Raw genomic sequence first — 17,553 nt, 5'->3', positions numbered from 1 at the left:
TACGAAAATTGTCAGAAAGGACTACTTGAATTATGTGTGATACATCCGAAAAAATCTGTATCGGCTTTATCGGCCTTGGCCTCATCGGCGGCTCCATTGCAAAAACCCTCAGAAAGGTTCACCCGGAGTATAAACTGATGGCCTACTGCCGCACCAAAGCGACGATCGAAGAGGCAATTCAGGAAGGCGTGATTGATATCGCGCTGGAAGAACGGGACGACCGCTTTGCCGACTGTGACTATATCTTCTTATGTGCTCCTGTCAGCACCAACATCTCCTATCTTCCGTTCGTGAAAGGCATCGCAAAACCGGGCTGTATCATCACAGACGTCGGAAGTGTAAAAGGAGAAATCCATCAGGCGGTTGAGACCCTCGGCATGACGCACCAGTTTATCGGCGGCCATCCGATGGCAGGCTCCGAAAAGACGGGATATTCCAGCGCCACCGATTACCTGCTGGAAAATGCTTACTATATGATTACACCCGGACCAGATGTTGAGATCGCGACAGTTTCCGCTTTCGTTGATCTTGTCCAGTCCTTAAAGGCGATCCCGATGGTTTTAACATACGAAGAGCACGACTACATCACCGCAGGTGTCAGTCATCTGCCGCATATCGTTGCCGCTACCCTGGTCAATGCACTCGCATCCCTGGACACACCGGAAGAGCAGATGAAAACCGTTGCTGCAGGCGGCTTCAAGGACATCACCCGCATCGCTTCCTCCTCCCCGGAGGTATGGCAGCAGATCTGTCTCTCAAACCAGAAGCAGCTCTCGAATGTGCTGGATTCCTATATCCGCCTTCTCGTCCAGGCAAAATACCTGGTTGACAACAAAAAAGGCCACGAGCTCTACAATATGTTTGAGAGTTCCCGCGAATACCGGAATTCCATGGAAGATTCTTCCTATGGACCGACAAAGAAAGAATACGTCGTTTACTGCGACCTGCTCGATGAAGCCGGCGGAATCGCAGCCGTTACAACAATTCTTGCCATCAACCAGATCAGTATTAAAAATATCGGCATTACGCATAACCGCGAGTTCGAAGAGGGTGCTCTCCGCATTGAATTTTATGAAGAGCAGGCAGGCATTCTTGCCCGGAAGGTCTTAAAAGACCATGGCTATACCATTCATATCCGCAATTAAAAGCGCGTATATCTTGACAGGAGGAAGTTACGTTATGCAGTTCCAGAAAGCAGTACGTCCTCTGCGCGGAGAAATCTCCGTGCCGGGCGATAAATCCATTTCCCACCGCGCCGTCATGTTCGGTGCCATTTCAGAGGGAACCACAGAAGTCACAAACTTTTTACAGGGTGCCGACTGTCTCTCCACCATCTCCTGCTTCCGCAGTATGGGCATTGAGATCAAGAACACGCCGGAGCGCATCCTCGTTCATGGAAAAGGTCTGCACGGGCTTTCGGCTCCGTCCGCCGTTCTCGACTGCGGAAACAGCGGAACAACGACACGCCTGATCTCCGGCATTCTTGCCGGCCAGAACTTTTCCAGTACACTGACCGGTGACGCCTCTATTCAAAAACGGCCGATGGGACGCATCATCAATCCGCTGACCCAGATGAGCGCTTCCATCCGCAGTATTCCGGAAAACGGCTGTGCGCCGCTTGCGATCAACGGCCATCCGCTCCACGCCATCTCCTATCTTTCGCCGGTCGCATCCGCACAGGTCAAATCGTGTGTCCTGCTTGCCGGACTGTATGCTGACGGAAAAACAAGCGTTACCGAACCGGCTCTTTCCAGAAACCATACGGAGCTGATGCTGAAATTCTTCGGCGCCGACGTTGCCTCCGAAGGGCTGACCGCATCGGTTCTGCCGGACCCGGATCTCCATGGAAATCTCGTCCGTGTGCCGGGAGATATTTCCTCCGCCGCCTACTTCATCGCCGCCGCGCTGATAGTTCCAGGCTCTGAGGTGCTCCTGAAAAATGTCGGCATCAACCCGACCCGCGACGGTATGCTCCGCGTCTGCCGCGCCATGGGTGCTGACATCACACTTCTGAATGAGCAGAACTCCGGCGGAGAACCGGTTGCAGACCTTCTCGTGCGCTATACGCCGTCTCTTTCCGGCACTGTCATCGAGGGCGAACTGATCCCGACCCTGATCGATGAAATCCCGATCATCGCGGTTCTTGCCGCCACAGCGAACGGTACAACCGTGATCCGGAATGCGGAGGAGCTGAAAGTCAAAGAATCGAACCGTCTTGATATCATGGTAAACGAACTCACCGCGATGGGTGTTTCCCTGGAAGGCACGGACGACGGCATGATCATTGAGGGCGGAAAACCGTTCCACGGCGCCCAAATCGACAGCCGCCTCGACCACCGCATTGCGATGTCGTTTGCAATCGCTTCGCTTGCCGCAGAGACACCGACGGAAATCCTGCGCGCCGGCTGTGTGGATATCTCGTATCCGACATTCTACCAGGATCTGGCACGGCTGCAGGCATAAAAAACGTTTAAACAAAAATGGATTGTGAAGATCATTTCCTCACAATCCATTTTTTTGCTTTTACCCTGTTCTTCCGGCCGTTCCAACCGTTTCTCCCTGCCGTACCCGCGTTTCGATTCCAAGCCGCGAATAATTCCAGATCCGTTTTTCCGGCACTGCGCTTCCCTTCTGTGCCAGAACGATCACTGTCGAACCACCGAAGGCAAAATAGCCTTTCTCTTCGCCGCGCTGTACACGTCTCGCCGCTCCGGCATTTTCATTGACAATCTTTCCGACCATCATCGCGCCGACCTCCATCTGCAGCAGTGTGCCGAAATTTGCGGACTGCAGCAGCGTGTAGGTTCTCGTATTTTCTTTATAGATCGGGCAAAAATCATTCGCCGCCGGATTGACCGTGTGGAGCACACCCTCAATCCGCCGTTCCGTCGAACAGACGCCGTCATCCACAAAGAGATACCGGTGATAATCGTCCACGGAAAGCCGAAACAGAAATAACGTTCCGCCCTCATACCGTTTTGCCAGCTTCCTGTCGCGCAGAAGCTGTTCCAGCGTATATTCTGTGTTCTTGATCTCAAACTTCCCGTTCTCATGAATCGGATAAACCGTAAGCCGCGCATCACACGGGCTGATAAAATCCTGCGGCGCATTGGAAAACGGACGTGCATCCATTTTCAGCTTCCGCACAAAGAAATCATTGAACGAGATAAACTGCTTTGCGGTACATTCCTTCAGTGAAATATGATTTTTCTTTACAAACAGTGCAACCAGCGGCACCGATAAGCGGCTGTCCAGAAAGCAGCCTGCCGCACGAGATACAAATGACTGAACCAGCGGCTGCATCGCGGCTCTTCCGGCGGCATGGCTGTACATCATGTGCAGAAAACGGTCCTGCAGATCATTTTCCTCGCGGATCAGATCAAGCTTTGGATGATTTTTCCCCTGTTTTCGGTAAGGATAAGCGCAGAGTCTCAAATCGTTCTTCCTCCCTTCCAGATCAGAAGTCCGCGGAGCACAGCCACTCCAACGACCGCTACCAGCACAGCAAGCTCTTTATTCGTCGGCTTGCGGAAGCGGAAATCCGTGATAAACAAAACGCCGACCGCCAGCACCAGCAGATGCAGCCAGATCAGAAAGTATCCGCGGCAGAGCGGTGCAAAGACGAACAGCAGCGGCAAAGCTACTGACATCGAGGTAATCGGCAGTCCCTGGTAATATTTCCGGTTCTCCGAAGTTTCATTCTGACGCTTCTCTTCCATCACGTTAAAATATCCCAGACGGATCACGCCCGCAAGACCGTAGAAAATAAGAATCGGAATGCTGTAAAAATGTGTCATGCCAAGCTCATAGCAGAGCACGATCGGAAAGACGCCGAAACAAACCACATCGCAGAGCGAATCGATCTGAATGCCGAACCGCTTTTCATCTTCGGTCCTGTTTTTCTTCGTCCGCGCAATTTTTCCATCGAACATATCGCACAGTCCGGAAAAAGCAAGACAAAAAATCGCCCAGTTAAAGTGCCCCCGCGTTGCAAGAAAAATGCCGCTGATGGACGATGCAAAGCTGATATATGTTAATATTACGGTATAATCATAGAACCCTATCATATGTAGTTCCCCCTCTTTTTTCTCTTTTCGTATTCCCGATCGTAAGCTGTGCGACGATGGTAAAGACTGCACTCACCAGCAGTTCCCCGTAGTAGCCGAGCCCTCTGGAAAGCACCATTGCCGGAAGAAGCAGCGTGCTTCCAAAGACCGGCGGGAAAATTTTCAGGAACAGTGTCTCGCTGATTCCCATTCCTCCCGGAAGCGGCAGCATGTCAACCGATACGGAAATGACCGCCTGCAGCAGCACAATGGTGATAAAGGAAATGCCTGATAAATGGAAGGCGTGGTATACAAACCATGTTGCTGCAAATAAAGCAAACCTCTGTGCAAAGGTAATCGCAAGGACATTGACCAGCACCATTTTGTGGGTGCCAAGATACGCTGCCGTATTCTGGTAGACTTCCATGGAAGCTTCCAGTTTTTTCAGGCGGCTTTCTTTTCGTTTCATCAAATGCAGTTTTTCCACGATTTTCAGTCCCAAAACCAGAATTGTCCGCGCAAGCGCCGGATGAAAAACCAGAATAAGCATGGCTGTGACACAGAAGACATTCAGACCGATTCCCAGATAGAAAACCGGAAGGATTTCCGTCAGATACCGGTGCAGGAAGCCCTGTCCGAACAGAACAAGCCCAAGTCCCACCACGACCAGCACCGCTTTGTAGGTGATCGTGACGATCATCAGAATCACCGTTGATACCGGAAGAGATATTTTCTCCTTTTTCATATAGTAAAGCTGCATCGGCTGGCCGCCGCTTGCGGACGGTGTGATACAGCTGAAAAAGAATCCGACGGAAGAAAACAGAAAACATGTCCGCTTCTTCACCGGAATCTGGAAGGAATGCATCATGTACCAGATGATGATCGATTCTCCCCAGATAAAAAACACGACACAGAACAGTCCCGGCAACAGCCACCGCACATCTGCCCGCCGCATTGCTTCCATCATTGCGCCAAGGTCTTCGCCGTGGAAAACATCGTATATCGTCAACGCAAAAATCACAACGAGAAAAACGGTATTCACGATCATTTTTTTCTTACTCTGCACGGCGTTTCCACCTCCTTCGTTCCAATATCATGCCATACCATGTACCAAGATGCGTGCGTCCCGCGATCTGCCACGTCACTTCTGCCAGAAGCGCTCCGCCAATCACATCTGCAATCACATGCTGCTTTGTTGTCAGCGTAGAGACAAACACGGCAAGTGCCGCCCAGAAAGAGAACCGCTGATACCAGCGCGGAATCTCCCGTCTGCTGCGGACTGCGATATAGCAGAACCAGCTGTTCAGGCAGTGAATCGATGGGAACAAATTGTCCGCCGCATCCATCTGGTAGAGCAAGGCAAGCATCTGATTCCAGAATCCCTGTTCCGGGATCGACGGCCTTACGTTCGTTGTCGGCAGCAGCAGATAAAATGCCATACAGACAAGCCGCGCCAGAACATCTGCTGCAAAGAACCGCCAGACAAATTCTTTCTCTCTGCTTGCGGCAATCAGATAATTTACAATCCAGACCAGATAACAGCCAAAATAAATCACGATCGTCCACGGGATCACCGGGATCTGCTGGTCCAGCACCGTTTCTATATTGTAATGTTTCCACGAACTGGTAAACGGCCGCGTTCCAAAATAAGCGATAAAATTCGCTGTCAGCGTCAGAATTAGCGGCAGGATACCATAGTATGGAAACTTTCTTCTCTCGTCTCTCTTCAAAATCCGTCCTCCCTTGTCTCAAACACGTATCAGTATACGCAAAAACATTCCCTGACACAACCCAGTTCCGCTCGTTTTCAGAAACCTTAATAAAATCTTCTGTTTTTCGGCAGGGAAAAAGAAAGATTTAGAAGATTCGCAGAGAAAAAAAACGACCATATAGGGCTTCACGGGTGTTCCTATATGGTCGTTTTCTTTCAGCATCGTATTTTTGTCATAAACGAATTTTTTATTCAATCATCATGGCATCGCCGAAGGAGAAAAAGCGGTATTTTTCTCTTACAGCCTCTTCATAAGCTGCCATAATATGCTCTTTTCCAGCCAGTGCCGATACCAGCATCACCAGTGTGGACTCCGGCAGATGGAAATTGGTGATCAGTCCGTCGATCATCTTGAAGCAGTAACCCGGATAGATAAAGATCTCGGTCCAGCCGCTTCCGGCTTTTAAAATGCCGTCCTCGCCGGTTGCCGACTCCAGAGTACGGCAGCTCGTTGTTCCGACTGCGATCACACGGCCGCCTGCTGCTTTCGTATCGTTGATCAGTTTTGCCTGATCTTCTTCTACCACATAGAACTCAGAGTGCATGTGATGCTGGGTGACATCCTCCACTTTCACCGGACGGAAGGTGCCAAGGCCGACATGCAGGGTTACATGGGCGATCTTTACACCGGCATCCTGTACCTGCTGCAGAAGCTCTTTTGTAAAGTGCAGTCCTGCGGTCGGAGCGGCTGCGCTTCCCTCGTGTTTCGCGTATACCGTCTGGTAGCGGTTCTTGTCCTGCAGTTTGTGTGTGATATACGGCGGCAGCGGCATCTCGCCAAGCTGGTCGAGGATCTCCTCGAAAATGCCGTCGTAATGGAACTGGATCAGACGGTTTCCCTCATCGACAATATCTACAACCTCTCCGGTCAGAATGCCGTCGCCGAAGGAGATCACCGTGCCGACCTTACATTTTTTGCCCGGTTTTACGAGGGTCTCCCAGATATCATTTTCTCTTCTTTTTAACAGAAGGATTTCGATTGCTGCATCGGTGCCGACTTTCGAACCGTAGAGACGCGCCGGAATTACTTTGGTATCGTTGATCACAAGGCAGTCGCCCGGTTTTAAGTATTTCAGAATATCACGGAAATGGCCATGCTCATATTCACCGGTTTCTTTATTCAGATGCATCAGGCGGGAGGCGCTGCGATCTTCGAGCGGATCCTGCGCAATCAGTTCTTTTGGCAGATCATAGTAAAAATCTGAAGTTTTCATTGGTTTCCTCCATTCTATTGCAAATCGGCACAAAAGGCCGATGTCAGGTAAAATACTGTGCTGCGCCCGTTCTTTCGGGCTCAACGAACCTTATTATACCATTGCATCCGCCTTCTGACAAGAAATTTAAAAACTCATTTCCTGGATTTTCACTTATTCAATAACCGCCATGCTTCCTACGCGGTCGCCGCTTCTGCTTTTCATTACGACAATCTTTCTCTCAATTCGCTCTTTCAGTTCCGGCACATGGGAGATAATTCCAACCATACAGTTTCCACCGGCCAGTCCCTCCAGTGCTTTCACAGCCTGATTCAGGGATTCCTCGTCAAGAGAGCCAAACCCTTCGTCCACAAACATCGCATCGAGCTGGATTCCGCCTGCGTGCGACTGAATCTCATCGGAAAGGCCAAGGGCCAGAGAGAGGGAGGCCTGAAATGATTCGCCGCCGGAGAGGGTACGCACGCTGCGCTCCGTTCCATTATAATGATCAATGACATTCAGATCCAGACCAGTTTTGACCTTCAGATTTTTTCCAGAGGCTTCCTGACGCTTCAATTCATACTGACCATCACTCATCGTCATGAAACGCAGGTTGGCTTTTCGCAGAATCTGGTCGAAATACGTCATTTGAACGTACGTTTCCAGTTCGATTTTCAATTTCTGACTCATGCCGCCGCACGCCGTATCCGAAAGCGCCCGCACCCATTTGTATTCTTCCTCCAATGCCTGCATCTGGTTCTGCTGATTCTGTACATTTTCGTACGTCTTACGGTTTGTATTTGCCGCATGATACTGTTCGTTGTATTTCTGTTCCAGCTGCTGTTTCTGTTCTGTCAGCTCCGCTATTTTTTCCTGCAGCTCTGTTTCGGAAGGAAGTGTCCGATCTGTCTCCTCATTTTCTTCCAGAGAGCGGATCGTCTCTAGTGCCGCGCGCACTTCGGTAAGCCGTTCTTTCACTGTTTCATATGCTTCTTTTGCTTTCTTCTGCGCCTGTTCCAGCTGCTCTTTTTTTGCACTCCATACGGAAATATTTGTTCGGAGCTGTGTTTCGTCTTTTCCTTCCAGCTTTTCTTTTTTTTCTCCGATCTTTTCCAGCAGCGCTTTTTCCGCCTCTTTTCCTTTCGCCTCCAGCAGTTCCTTCGCATGGATTGCTTTTTCCCGCTGCTCTGCCCGCTCAGTTTCTGCTGGAATCATCTGTTTCAGAGCTTTCCATTCGCTCTGTCTTTCCAGCATTCGTTCCTTATAGAGAATGATTCTGTTCTTTTTCTCTTCCAGACGCTTTTCACAGTAAGCTGCTGCCACAGCAGCTGGCTGTTCTTCCATGTCCACTTCCTCACAGATCGCTTTTTGTGCGTCTTCCATTTTCTGTTTCAGCTGATCCAGAAGTGTCTGCTTTTCTCCGCCCAGCCGTCCAAGCTCTGCCTGTTTTTCTGCCATCACCTGTTTCAGTTTTTCCCGCTGCTTCTGTTCCTGTTGCTGACGTTTCTCATATGCCGCATATTCTTCCCGTCGTGTTTTCTGACGCTTTTCTTCTGCCGCAAGCTGCTTTTCTGTTTCATCCGCAGCCTGTGCAAACTGCTCTTCCGAAAGCTGTGTCAGACGTTCCTGCTCTTTTTTGCATTCCTGATCTGCTGTTTCTGCCGGAGCAGCGGTTCCCCGGGCAATCCGCTGCGTCAGCTCTTCCCTTGCCGTTTCAGCCTGTCTTTTACAGTTTCCTGCCGCTTCGCTTAATGCCGCAGTCACTTCGTTCTGCTTCTGCAGTTTTTCTTTTTGCTGATCCAGTGTTTCTTTATCCGGCACATGTTCCGCCTTTCTCGCCAGCACTGGATGATGCACGGATCCGCAGACCGGACATGGGATTCCCTCTGTCAGATTTTCTGCCAGGATTCCCGCCTGCGCATCCAGAAACAGCTGTTCCAGTTCCTGACACGTTTCCCGCACATCATTTCTGATTTCCAGACTTTTTCGATACGCTTCCTGCTTTTCTTTCCATTCCTTCTGCGCTGCCGTCCATTTTCGCAGTAGCTGCGAAAATTCGGTCCGCGCCCGGCGATATTCTTCCTCCGCAAATGCAGCATCCTGTCTTTCTTTCAGAAATACCGTCGTTGCTTCCATCCGGGATGCCAGCTCGGTGTCCTGCTGTGTCAGGCCTTCCAGTTCTGCTGCCAGAAGCCCCGTCTTCTTCTCGGACTCCTGAACTTTTTCGCGGCATCCCCGGATTGCCATAATCTGCTCCTGCGCCCGCGTTTCATTCTGCTGTACCCTCGCCAAAACCGCATCCACGCCGGAAAGATCTTCTTCCCGTTTTCTTTTCTCAAGCAGCTGCGCTTTCGCCTGTTCCTGCTCTGCTTTCAGTCTGTCCTTCTCTTCCGCTGCCGTCTGCAGTTCTTTCTGCTTTTCCAAAAGCTCTGCCTGTTCCTGCTTCATCTTCTTCAGCAGTTCCAGGCTTTCCTGTTCTGCGCGGATCTGCTCCTCCAGTTCTTTGCAGATGGAAGCCTCCCGTTCTGCCCGTTCGCTTTTCTGCTGTTTTTCCGCTTCCTCTGGAACCAGTCCCGCCAGTTTCTTTTCCTTCTGTGCTTTTTCCTCCCGCCGCTTCTGGCTCTCTTTTACCTTGCCGAGCAGCTGGGTTTTCTGCTCCATCTCTGTTTCCACCGCTTTCCGCTCCTGCTCAAGATCCGAAAGTCTTTTCTGATCCATCTCGATGCAACGTGCCAGCAGTTCCATCCCCCGCATCACCTGACCGTCGAAATTTGCCTTTTTCAACTGCGCAAATTCCTCTTTGAACACCGCATCCTCCGGGCAGACGATATTGTCGAGATACTGGAGAATACTCCTCCGCTTTTCACTATACGTATTGCTTCGCTCTTTCGCGGCATCCCGCAGACGATTCTGCAGCTCCTGATAAATTTCCGTATGAAACATTTTCCGGAAAATTTCACTTCGATCTGCCGTTTCTGCCAGGAGAAGTTTCTGGAAATCCCCCTGCGCGATCATGGCAATCTGTCGAAACTGCTTCTGATCCAGTCCGAGAAGTTCCGTTACAGCTTTTGTCACTTCCGTACTTTTCGTCACCGGCTGTCTCCCATCCGGAAAAATCAGTTCTGCATTTGCTCTTTCTCTCGTCATTCCCTGACCGCGCTCCTTCGGCCGATCATACTCCGGATTCCGCTTTACCATATAATCTTTTCCCTGATGCGCAAAGGTAAGCTCCACAAAAGTGCGCACTTCCGGCGCGGCATACTTGCTGCGGAACATCTCCCCCGTCCGGATTTCACCGCTTGCCTCGCCGTAGAGCGCAAAGGTAATCGCATCAAAAATTGTTGTTTTTCCTGCACCGGTATCACCTGTAATCAGATACAGGCCGCCGCTGCCCAGTTTTGTAAAATCCAGTTCTGTCCGGTCCGCATATGGTCCGAATGCACTGATAATCAATTTCTTTGGCTTCATCTTTTTATCCCCCTAAGCAATGCTTTCACAAATGCTTTCTGCTGTTCCGTCATGCTCTGGTTATTCTGCAGTTCATAAAATTCCTGAAACAGCTCCAGTTCCGATTTTTCCTCGATACGTTCCGCCGCCGTTACCTCCGCATTGGAACGCGTTCTTTTATTGTCATATTCCAAACGCATCAAATTGGGATAAATCGTCCGAAGCTTCGCCATGCCGTCCGGAACATCCTCCTCATCCGTCAGGGTTACCATCAGATAATCCGTACGGTCGCTGTTTTCATAGAACGTTTTTGCTGTCACTTCCAGATACGTTCCACGGATTTTTCGAAGATCGTGGAGCGGTTTCAATGGAATCGTGCGAAGTTCGACGGTTCCTTTTTCTTTCAGCTCTACAATGGTAATCGACTTCTCCTGTCCAGCCTCGGAAAACGAATATTTGAGTGGTGAACCACAGTAGCGCACGGTCTCGCGGCCAACCTTCTGCGGACTATGGATATGGCCGAGCGCCACGTAATCAAACGCATCAAAAAGCTCCACCGGAATCTGATCCACATCACCTACCTGCAGTTCCTCTGCCTCGCACCGCAGCGCGCCTGTCACAAACTGATGCGCTAAAAGGATATTCCGCTCTCCTGGATCTATTTGGGTCTGCTCCAGTGCCGCCCTCACGCCATCTGCCGTGGACTGAATCTCCTCCGCGCGTTCCGGCAGGGCATGGCGTACGGTTGACGGGCGCAGAAACGGAAGAAGATGAATCCACACCGTTCCATATGCATCCTGTAACGCGAACTTTTCTATTCTTCCATCATATACCTTCGACAAATAGATTCCGCTCTTCCCCATCAGATTCGACCCAAATGCCAGCCGCTCCGCCGAGTCATGATTGCCGCTGATGATAAAAACCGGAACTTCCTGCTCCGAAAGGCTGGTTAAAAAGGCATCCAACACCTGCACTGCCTCCGCCGTTGGAATCGTCCGGTCATATACATCTCCGGAAATCAGAACTCCATCCGGTTTTTCCCGCATAACCGCCTGCAGGATCTGTGTCAACATATATTTCTGGTCCTCGATCATGGAAAACTCATGCACGCGTTTTCCAATGTGAAGATCCGATAAATGAAACAACTTCACAAAAACTATCCCCTTTCTGCAGCAAAAACTCTGTTTTTCCTATGTTCTCTGCTCATTATACTATACCCAACCAGAAAAAGAAATCATCCGCCAGGAAAACGAAAAAAAGACTCCTGTTCACACAGGAGCCTCCAACCATAGCGAGAGGGGGATTCGAACCCTCGACACCGCGGGTATGAACCGCGTGCTCTAGCCAACTGAGCTATCTCGCCATATGTAATTTTTGATAAATATGGGACCTATAGGGCTCGAACCTATGACCCTCTGCTTGTAAGGCAGATGCTCTCCCAGCTGAGCTAAGATCCCATATCCTGTTTTTCATCAGCGCTTATGTCCCGCTGACATTTATAGATTTTAGCACTGTTCTTTTAATTTGTCAACGGTAATTTTTAAAATTTTTCAAATTTTTTCTTTTATTCCTACAATAGCGTCGATTATGGTACGAACATGCCCAATTCAGGAAAAAGGCTGCCTGCTTTCTCAGCAGACAGCCTTCTTCTCATCCATGTCAAACTTCCACGATCTCCCGCACACACAGATCATCTACCGTCGTATGTAAGATCTCGGCAAGTGCAAACAGATTTTCAATGTTCGGCATCTTTTTTCCTTTCTCCCAGTTCCAGACACTCTGAACCCCGGCGAGCCCCATCTTCTTCTGAATGTCCGGTCGGTTCATCCCCAATCTTTCACGCCGGCTACGGATATTTTCGCCCGTTTTCTTCATGTTCAAGTTTGCATAGATCTGTTCCGATTCTTTCATATCTTTGCCCTCCCTAATTTCTTTTCTTATACCCATATTTTACACTCCGGGTTAAAATCATAAAAGGTCAGGACAGAAAAAATTTTCGTTCAGGTTAGCCCCCCTTCTTTTTTCCTTTTACCCCTTTTTATATACTGTTTCAGGTACTTTTTTATCATTTAGATTATATGTGTTTTTGTTCTCCCTAACTTTTGTTTTCTTTTCTGGACACATATTTTTTCGGGTTAAATTTTTAAAAATGTCACTTACTTCCGTAAATCGTCCCGAGTTCATACCCTCTTTTTCTGTCAAGGTCGAGGCTCTTCAGTAAAAAGAGCGTATCATGTTCATCGCAGTCCGTCTGGCTTTCCCGGAAGAAGGACAGATTTTCCTCTATACGTTCATCCAGATTGCTGATGCTCTTTCGCAGTTCCTGATAGAGACTTTTGGTAACCATTTCTTTGTAATGGCCCGGCACCTGGTTCAGCACCCACTCGTGGAGATGGATCATGTTGTGCAGTACAAGTTTTTCGTCTTCCAGCCCTTCCGGTGTTATGACAAAGCATCCTGTGCCAGGGTAAAACTGAGCCTTGCTGCTTCCTTTCTTTTTACAAAGTTTCAGTTTGAACAGATCATATGAAAAATAAGTCAGCTCATCCGGCAGCGGAATCGTCTCCGGTTCCCAGGTTCCGTCCTCACGCTGTGCTTCCGCTGCGACGAATGGCCCGCAGATGCTTTCCCGTTCCATCCGCATATCGTCAAAGAACTCCTCAAACTCACCCATCCGCATGGAAATCGTTATTCTGTCCCGGATTTCCTGATCCACTTTTTCCGGGCTGCCTGTTTTCACCGGACGTGTCTTGTACAACTGGTCAAGTCTGACTCCATAAAGCCGTGCCAGATTCAACGCATTATCAATGCTTGGAAGTTTCGGATGTGTTTTGCTCTCCCAACTGCATACCGTCTGCTCTGCCGAAAGTCCAATCGCGTCTCTCACCTGTTTTAACTTCAGGTTATTCTCAATTCTAAGTTTTTTCAGATTTTTTGCTGTTTCTATGGAATCAATCCCAACATTATTATAAGCATCCATCTAAAATTCTCCTCGTTATTCTCCAAATTATTTCTAAAAAATGTATCCTCGTTACTGTTCATTCAGCAGTGAACCGTAACTGTCCCCCGACAGTTGAATCCTTTTTCTCATCCTGGGCTTGCATTTTTTCTCTGGAAAGTGTAATATCATAGATGTAACTAAAAGGAAACTGAGTGGCTTCTGCCTACGCAAAGCAACTACTACCCTAAGCTACAACCCCCCAAAAAGCTCAGGTCCAGAGTTAACCTTACTTTCATAACTCTGGTTCCCCTGAGCTTTTTCTTTTATCAGATCTCCGCCAGAAAAAATTCCTTATTTCCCGCGTGCTTCATCCATCTTCTTCAGAATACTCTTTGCAAGATTCATCGTCTGCCCACCGCACATTTTACCGAAGAGTTTTCCGCAGGCTTCCACGGCCTCCGCCTCTTCCTTCACGCAGTCCGCATAGATTCTTTTTGCGATCACCGGGGCAATCAGCTTCCATTCTGCCGTTCCAAACTCCTCTGGCAGAATACCTTCATCGCGCATTTTATACAGCTCTTTTTCCACGCGCTCCCGCGTCACCATCCGCTCAACAGTTGCAAACGCCATCTTTTTCGCCGCTTCCTGCTCCGATGTGATCGGTGCTTTCTGTGCTTTCATCTCTGAAAATTTTTCATTCACAATCTTCAGCACAAACGGCGCTCTCGAGTCCGGATTATTCAGTTTCGACATATTCTTGACGATAATGCCTTCCTCGCAGTCCCCATCCGTATACTTCGTAATCCGCATGAAACTCCGACAGTGATCCCAGTCCACGAAAGGTCCGTCATACAGCACATGTATATACGGAACTCCTACCTCAGCCGCCAGCGCCTTTACCTGCTTCTGCGGCAGATAACCGTCCGCTTTCAGATCGTAGACATCGTACATGATCCAGATATTCAGATATTTCTCCGGATACGGTACACGATGACGCGTCATCCATTCCCCAAAAAATACATAATCGGGATACTTCTGAAACTTCTCCGCGTCCAGTGTATCCACATAGTCGAGAAATTTTGATGTCGCGTCGACATCCTTTGTCCTCACGATCTGCTGCTTTCTGGAGAACGCCGCAAGCTTTCCTGTTTCCGGGTCATACCGTACGCTGGCATTGCTTCCATCGATTTTAATCTGAATCACAATGTGATCCCCGGGCTCGAAAGCCCAGGTGTTCTTGTTTTTGTGCATCTCATTTTCCTGCACGATTCGCTTGATATCCATAAATTTCTTCTGCTCCATAAAATAATACCCCTTTCCTTTCTAATTCTCATGGGTACACTCATAGATCGTACCCAGCTCATAACCCATTCTGCGGTCGAGATCCAGGCTCTTCAGGTAGAAGAGCGTATCATGCTCGTTGCAGTCCGATGCACTGATTCGGAAGAAGAAAAGATTGTCCATGATCTTCTCATCCAGATCCGCAATCTCATCCTTCAGTTTCTGATAAAGGCAGACAGTAACGAGTTCCTTGTACCGGGATGGCAGGCGCATAATTAATCTCTCCCACTCGATGAGATACCTGGCCGTTCTCATCTCTTTCACCATGTAAAATTCTATCATACCTCATCTGCCCAGTCATTCGTCCCGCAGTATAACTGCCGCGTTCTCTTTTACGCAAAACCGGGATGGTATCCTGCAGATGAAGCAGAATACCATCCCGGTTTTCCTCTATTGACAAATATACATGCTCAAGTTTCTTCAAACAGTTCTTTTATTCCTTTAGCAAATAATCATTGTTTAATACTTTCATAGATAACGGTCCTTCCACAATTCTGGAATACACTGGTTCCAATGGGCGTATTACAATTCCTTCTTTATTCATACCAGATGTATACTTTCCCTTTGCTCTTTCTAAAAGTTCTTCGATACTATCATACTCAAACAAATCTCTTTCTTCTTCCACCGGAACCATTTTTAGGTTCAGAATTCCGCACAGTTCTTTCATCTTCGCAAGAGACAGTCTTCTGTGTGGTTTCAGATCTATCATGGTAAATACATACCATTCCGGTTTTTTCAGCTTTAATCTGTTCTTTTGAATACCAGCACCGCAGAATTCACCCTGAATTGCGAGATCTGACAGATTATTCTCCTTTATTCTATCGGGTATCCCATTTTCATGTGCATATTTCCACATCGCACATTTTCCGTCATCTGCATATTCAAAATTTCTTCCGCATACACCAAAATGATCGTCTTTCCGATACATCGTAACACTGGTTCCGTCCATCTTTGTACTGATGTAATATCCATTTATCTTTTTAAATTCGTCGATCAATTCTGGATAAGACTGTACTCTCAGCTCATCTGTTTTTGGAATTCCGTCTGGAAACTCCCCTATAATCGTACCACTGCTGGTGACTCTTTCCTCTACTTCCCACTTTCTGATTCCAAGCAGCTCTGTAACCTCATCACTAATCTTATACGTTCCTTCCGGCAATATAGATAAAGGCTGAACCAGGCCCTGAGAAATCTGGCCTCTAAATTTCATAGTTCTCAGCCGAAAACCTTCTCCCAGAAGTTCGTTCTTCTCATAGCTGCTGCTTCGCAGAAATTCAAACTGCTCACAAATCGGAAGAAACGAATCTGCTTCCATATATACACAGCAATCTCCAACCCGAAACTGTCCCTTATTCGCAACACACTTCCATCCCAGGACATGCACACACTCTATTCTGTCTGCTCCTTCAATTGGAGTTATGTGATGTACATACTGCACAGATGCCAATTTTCGCTTTCCCATTTTTCAAAATCCTCTCTCAAAATAATTTTATATAGCATTTGTAAAACGCCACAGGTAAAATTTTATCATGCTTCATCTGCCCAGTCATTCATCCCGTAGTATAACTGCTGCGCGCTCTTTTAAGCAAAACCGGGATGCCACCCTGCTTCATCTGCAGGAAAACATCCCGGTTTTCTTCTTTCCTAAATATATATGCTCAGTTTTCTTTAAATACTTCCGCAAATCTTCTGTAGTTCCCATTCTTTCCATCCGGCACCGCGAACACGACCGTATCGAAACTTGTATGCGTCGTTGTCAGAAATTCCTTGAAAATCCCGGCAACTTCTTTTGCATCCTGTCCGAAAACACCACATCCGTATGCACCCAGAATCAGAGTCTTTACCTCGTTCTTTTCCGCAATATCCAGCACAAACTGGATTCTGCTTTTCAGCGCCTCTGTATTTTCCCGGTCGGAGACATTTTCGTATTTCTGTGCCGCCGCCTTATTCGGTGCTGCACAGGTGATCACATCGCAGAACGCTTCCTTCCCATTACGGAAAAATCCAATTTCCGGCGAATACAGCGCACGGTTCAAATACAGCCCTTTCTGTTTATGCTGCATATTCCATTCATAAAACTCTCTCTGAAAACTTTCCAGCACATTGTACAAAAACGATTCATGACACAGACATTCTTCCTGCGCGATACTGCCCCTGATAAAACCGCCGCCCGGACTCCGGTAAGAAGCGAAATTCAGAACCGCCGTTTTCGATCCCTGATATTTTAGGATTGCAGCAACGCTGTCCAGATCCTCCACGAAAATACGCATCTTATTCTGCTCTGCATTCTCGTCCGGATCTTTCGAATTCCAGACTACTTTATAAAGTTTCGTTGCCGAAATAGAAGCCTGAATCTGATCCTTGTACTTGTCCTGCATCAGCTTCGTATGACGCTCAGCCTTTACCGCATTCTCGATTTTTCTGTTGTTCCTCTGTTCTCTCATGTAAGCCATCTTACCATCGTAAGCGCAAAATATTGCTACGTTACTCATGAATTACGCTTGCACCAAAATGATAGATGCAAGCGTTTTACTCTATTTTAGTTTTGACAGTTCGTTTTCGCAGTCTCGCTCCATGGGGCAAGCTGTTCCAACTGTTCATCTGACATTTTATCGTCTGGCCGCTGTGATAAGAGATATGGCAGATATTTATAGGTATTCAGATCATTCGCTTTTGCCATCTCGACCATTGTATACACAATAGCACTGGAGGCAGCTCCTTTCGGACTGGCACTGAACAGCCAGTTCTTCCGGCCGACAGTGAATGGCCTGATTGCATTCTCGCTAAGATTATTGGACAAACTGCAATGACCGT

16 protein-coding genes and 2 tRNA genes are annotated in these 17,553 nt (G+C 48.2%); 2 read left to right on the top strand and 16 right to left on the bottom strand.

Annotated features, from left to right (window positions below; all coding sequences use genetic code 11):
* Window positions 1-32 precede the first annotated feature (32 nt).
* Both DXA93_RS08990 and aroA read left to right on the top strand, forming a co-directional pair.
* On the top strand, window positions 33-1,145 hold the full coding sequence (locus DXA93_RS08990) for a prephenate dehydrogenase (RefSeq protein ID WP_055265977.1): 1,113 nt from the start codon (window positions 33-35) through the stop codon (window positions 1,143-1,145).
* A 34-nt stretch (window positions 1,146-1,179) separates the two neighbouring features.
* The gene (gene aroA, locus DXA93_RS08985) at window positions 1,180-2,463 is read left to right on the top strand and encodes a 3-phosphoshikimate 1-carboxyvinyltransferase (RefSeq protein ID WP_118594499.1); all 1,284 of its coding nucleotides are present in this window, start codon (window positions 1,180-1,182) and stop codon (window positions 2,461-2,463) included.
* A gap of 60 nt (window positions 2,464-2,523) precedes the next feature.
* Here the strand turns inward: aroA and DXA93_RS08980 are convergent, their stop codons facing one another.
* From DXA93_RS08980 to DXA93_RS08905, 16 genes are all read right to left on the bottom strand, one after another.
* Entirely contained in the window at window positions 2,524-3,435 is a 912-nt protein-coding gene (locus DXA93_RS08980; RefSeq protein ID WP_243109187.1) for a phosphatidylserine decarboxylase, read from the bottom strand.
* Window positions 3,432-4,067, bottom strand: coding sequence for a CDP-alcohol phosphatidyltransferase family protein (locus DXA93_RS08975; RefSeq protein ID WP_022461413.1), 636 nt, complete (start codon window positions 4,065-4,067; stop codon window positions 3,432-3,434). Before DXA93_RS08975 ends, DXA93_RS08980 begins: the two co-directional genes overlap by 4 nt.
* Window positions 4,051-5,112: a lysylphosphatidylglycerol synthase transmembrane domain-containing protein gene (locus DXA93_RS08970; RefSeq protein ID WP_119208104.1), complete on the bottom strand. Its 1,062-nt coding sequence runs from the start codon at window positions 5,110-5,112 to the stop codon at window positions 4,051-4,053. The genes DXA93_RS08975 and DXA93_RS08970 overlap by 17 nt, the downstream gene beginning before the upstream one ends.
* Window positions 5,102-5,776 carry a phosphatase PAP2 family protein gene (locus DXA93_RS08965; protein ID WP_055217726.1) on the bottom strand — a complete coding sequence of 225 codons (675 nt, stop codon included), beginning with the start codon at window positions 5,774-5,776 and terminating at the stop codon, window positions 5,102-5,104. Before DXA93_RS08965 ends, DXA93_RS08970 begins: the two co-directional genes overlap by 11 nt.
* Window positions 5,777-6,005: 229 nt before the next feature.
* Window positions 6,006-7,031, bottom strand: coding sequence for a tRNA preQ1(34) S-adenosylmethionine ribosyltransferase-isomerase QueA (gene queA / locus DXA93_RS08960; protein WP_055217725.1), 1,026 nt, complete (start codon window positions 7,029-7,031; stop codon window positions 6,006-6,008).
* A gap of 153 nt (window positions 7,032-7,184) precedes the next feature.
* Window positions 7,185-10,478: an AAA family ATPase gene (locus DXA93_RS08955; protein WP_118601546.1), complete on the bottom strand. Its 3,294-nt coding sequence runs from the start codon at window positions 10,476-10,478 to the stop codon at window positions 7,185-7,187.
* Window positions 10,475-11,608: an exonuclease SbcCD subunit D gene (locus DXA93_RS08950; protein ID WP_118594503.1), complete on the bottom strand. Its 1,134-nt coding sequence runs from the start codon at window positions 11,606-11,608 to the stop codon at window positions 10,475-10,477. Before DXA93_RS08950 ends, DXA93_RS08955 begins: the two co-directional genes overlap by 4 nt.
* A 138-nt stretch (window positions 11,609-11,746) precedes the next feature.
* Window positions 11,747-11,820 (bottom strand) — tRNA-Met (locus DXA93_RS08945).
* Between the two features lie 21 nt (window positions 11,821-11,841).
* A tRNA-Val gene (locus tag DXA93_RS08940) sits at window positions 11,842-11,914 on the bottom strand.
* Window positions 11,915-12,116: 202 nt separating this feature from the next.
* On the bottom strand, window positions 12,117-12,368 hold the full coding sequence (locus DXA93_RS08935; RefSeq protein ID WP_158578725.1) for a helix-turn-helix domain-containing protein: 252 nt from the start codon (window positions 12,366-12,368) through the stop codon (window positions 12,117-12,119).
* A 241-nt stretch (window positions 12,369-12,609) separates the two neighbouring features.
* On the bottom strand, window positions 12,610-13,437 hold the full coding sequence (locus tag DXA93_RS08930) for a helix-turn-helix transcriptional regulator (RefSeq protein WP_118601545.1): 828 nt from the start codon (window positions 13,435-13,437) through the stop codon (window positions 12,610-12,612).
* A gap of 312 nt (window positions 13,438-13,749) precedes the next feature.
* The gene (locus DXA93_RS08925) at window positions 13,750-14,700 is read right to left on the bottom strand and encodes an RNA ligase family protein (RefSeq protein WP_118594506.1); all 951 of its coding nucleotides are present in this window, start codon (window positions 14,698-14,700) and stop codon (window positions 13,750-13,752) included.
* Window positions 14,701-14,721: 21 nt separating this feature from the next.
* Window positions 14,722-15,021: a hypothetical protein gene (locus tag DXA93_RS08920; protein ID WP_119188929.1), complete on the bottom strand. Its 300-nt coding sequence runs from the start codon at window positions 15,019-15,021 to the stop codon at window positions 14,722-14,724.
* 151 nt (window positions 15,022-15,172) lie between these two features.
* Window positions 15,173-16,201: an RNA ligase family protein gene (locus DXA93_RS08915; protein ID WP_118601544.1), complete on the bottom strand. Its 1,029-nt coding sequence runs from the start codon at window positions 16,199-16,201 to the stop codon at window positions 15,173-15,175.
* Between the two features lie 196 nt (window positions 16,202-16,397).
* A complete protein-coding gene (locus DXA93_RS08910) occupies window positions 16,398-17,231 on the bottom strand; it encodes a TIGR02452 family protein (RefSeq protein WP_118594509.1) in 834 nt (277 codons plus the stop codon).
* Window positions 17,232-17,278: 47 nt separating this feature from the next.
* Window positions 17,279-17,553 (bottom strand): IS66 family transposase (locus DXA93_RS08905; protein ID WP_147399539.1); only part of this gene is annotated, 275 nt, incomplete at its 5' end.

This window comes from Blautia sp. OF09-25XD, from assembly GCF_003482095.1.
Classification (GTDB): Bacteria; Bacillota; Clostridia; order Lachnospirales; family Lachnospiraceae; genus Fusicatenibacter; species Fusicatenibacter saccharivorans.
This window is presented reverse-complemented; position numbering and strand designations above follow the sequence as displayed.

What these genes read in the sequence shown, in the direction of transcription:
- aroA (WP_118594499.1), top strand. Translation starts at nt 1,180, where the DNA reads ATGCAGTTCCAGAAAGCAGTACGTCCTCTGCGCGGAGAAATCTCCGTG.
- DXA93_RS08990 (WP_055265977.1), top strand. Translation starts at nt 33, where the DNA reads ATGTGTGATACATCCGAAAAAATCTGTATCGGCTTTATCGGCCTTGGC.
- DXA93_RS08975 (WP_022461413.1), bottom strand. Translation starts at nt 4,067, where the DNA reads ATGATAGGGTTCTATGATTATACCGTAATATTAACATATATCAGCTTT.
- DXA93_RS08915 (WP_118601544.1), bottom strand. Translation starts at nt 16,201, where the DNA reads ATGGGAAAGCGAAAATTGGCATCTGTGCAGTATGTACATCACATAACT.
- DXA93_RS08925 (WP_118594506.1), bottom strand. Translation starts at nt 14,700, where the DNA reads ATGGAGCAGAAGAAATTTATGGATATCAAGCGAATCGTGCAGGAAAAT.
- DXA93_RS08920 (WP_119188929.1), bottom strand. Translation starts at nt 15,021, where the DNA reads ATGATAGAATTTTACATGGTGAAAGAGATGAGAACGGCCAGGTATCTC.
- queA (WP_055217725.1), bottom strand. Translation starts at nt 7,031, where the DNA reads ATGAAAACTTCAGATTTTTACTATGATCTGCCAAAAGAACTGATTGCG.
- DXA93_RS08955 (WP_118601546.1), bottom strand. Translation starts at nt 10,478, where the DNA reads ATGAAGCCAAAGAAATTGATTATCAGTGCATTCGGACCATATGCGGAC.
- DXA93_RS08930 (WP_118601545.1), bottom strand. Translation starts at nt 13,437, where the DNA reads ATGGATGCTTATAATAATGTTGGGATTGATTCCATAGAAACAGCAAAA.
- DXA93_RS08935 (WP_158578725.1), bottom strand. Translation starts at nt 12,368, where the DNA reads ATGAAAGAATCGGAACAGATCTATGCAAACTTGAACATGAAGAAAACG.
- DXA93_RS08910 (WP_118594509.1), bottom strand. Translation starts at nt 17,231, where the DNA reads ATGAGTAACGTAGCAATATTTTGCGCTTACGATGGTAAGATGGCTTAC.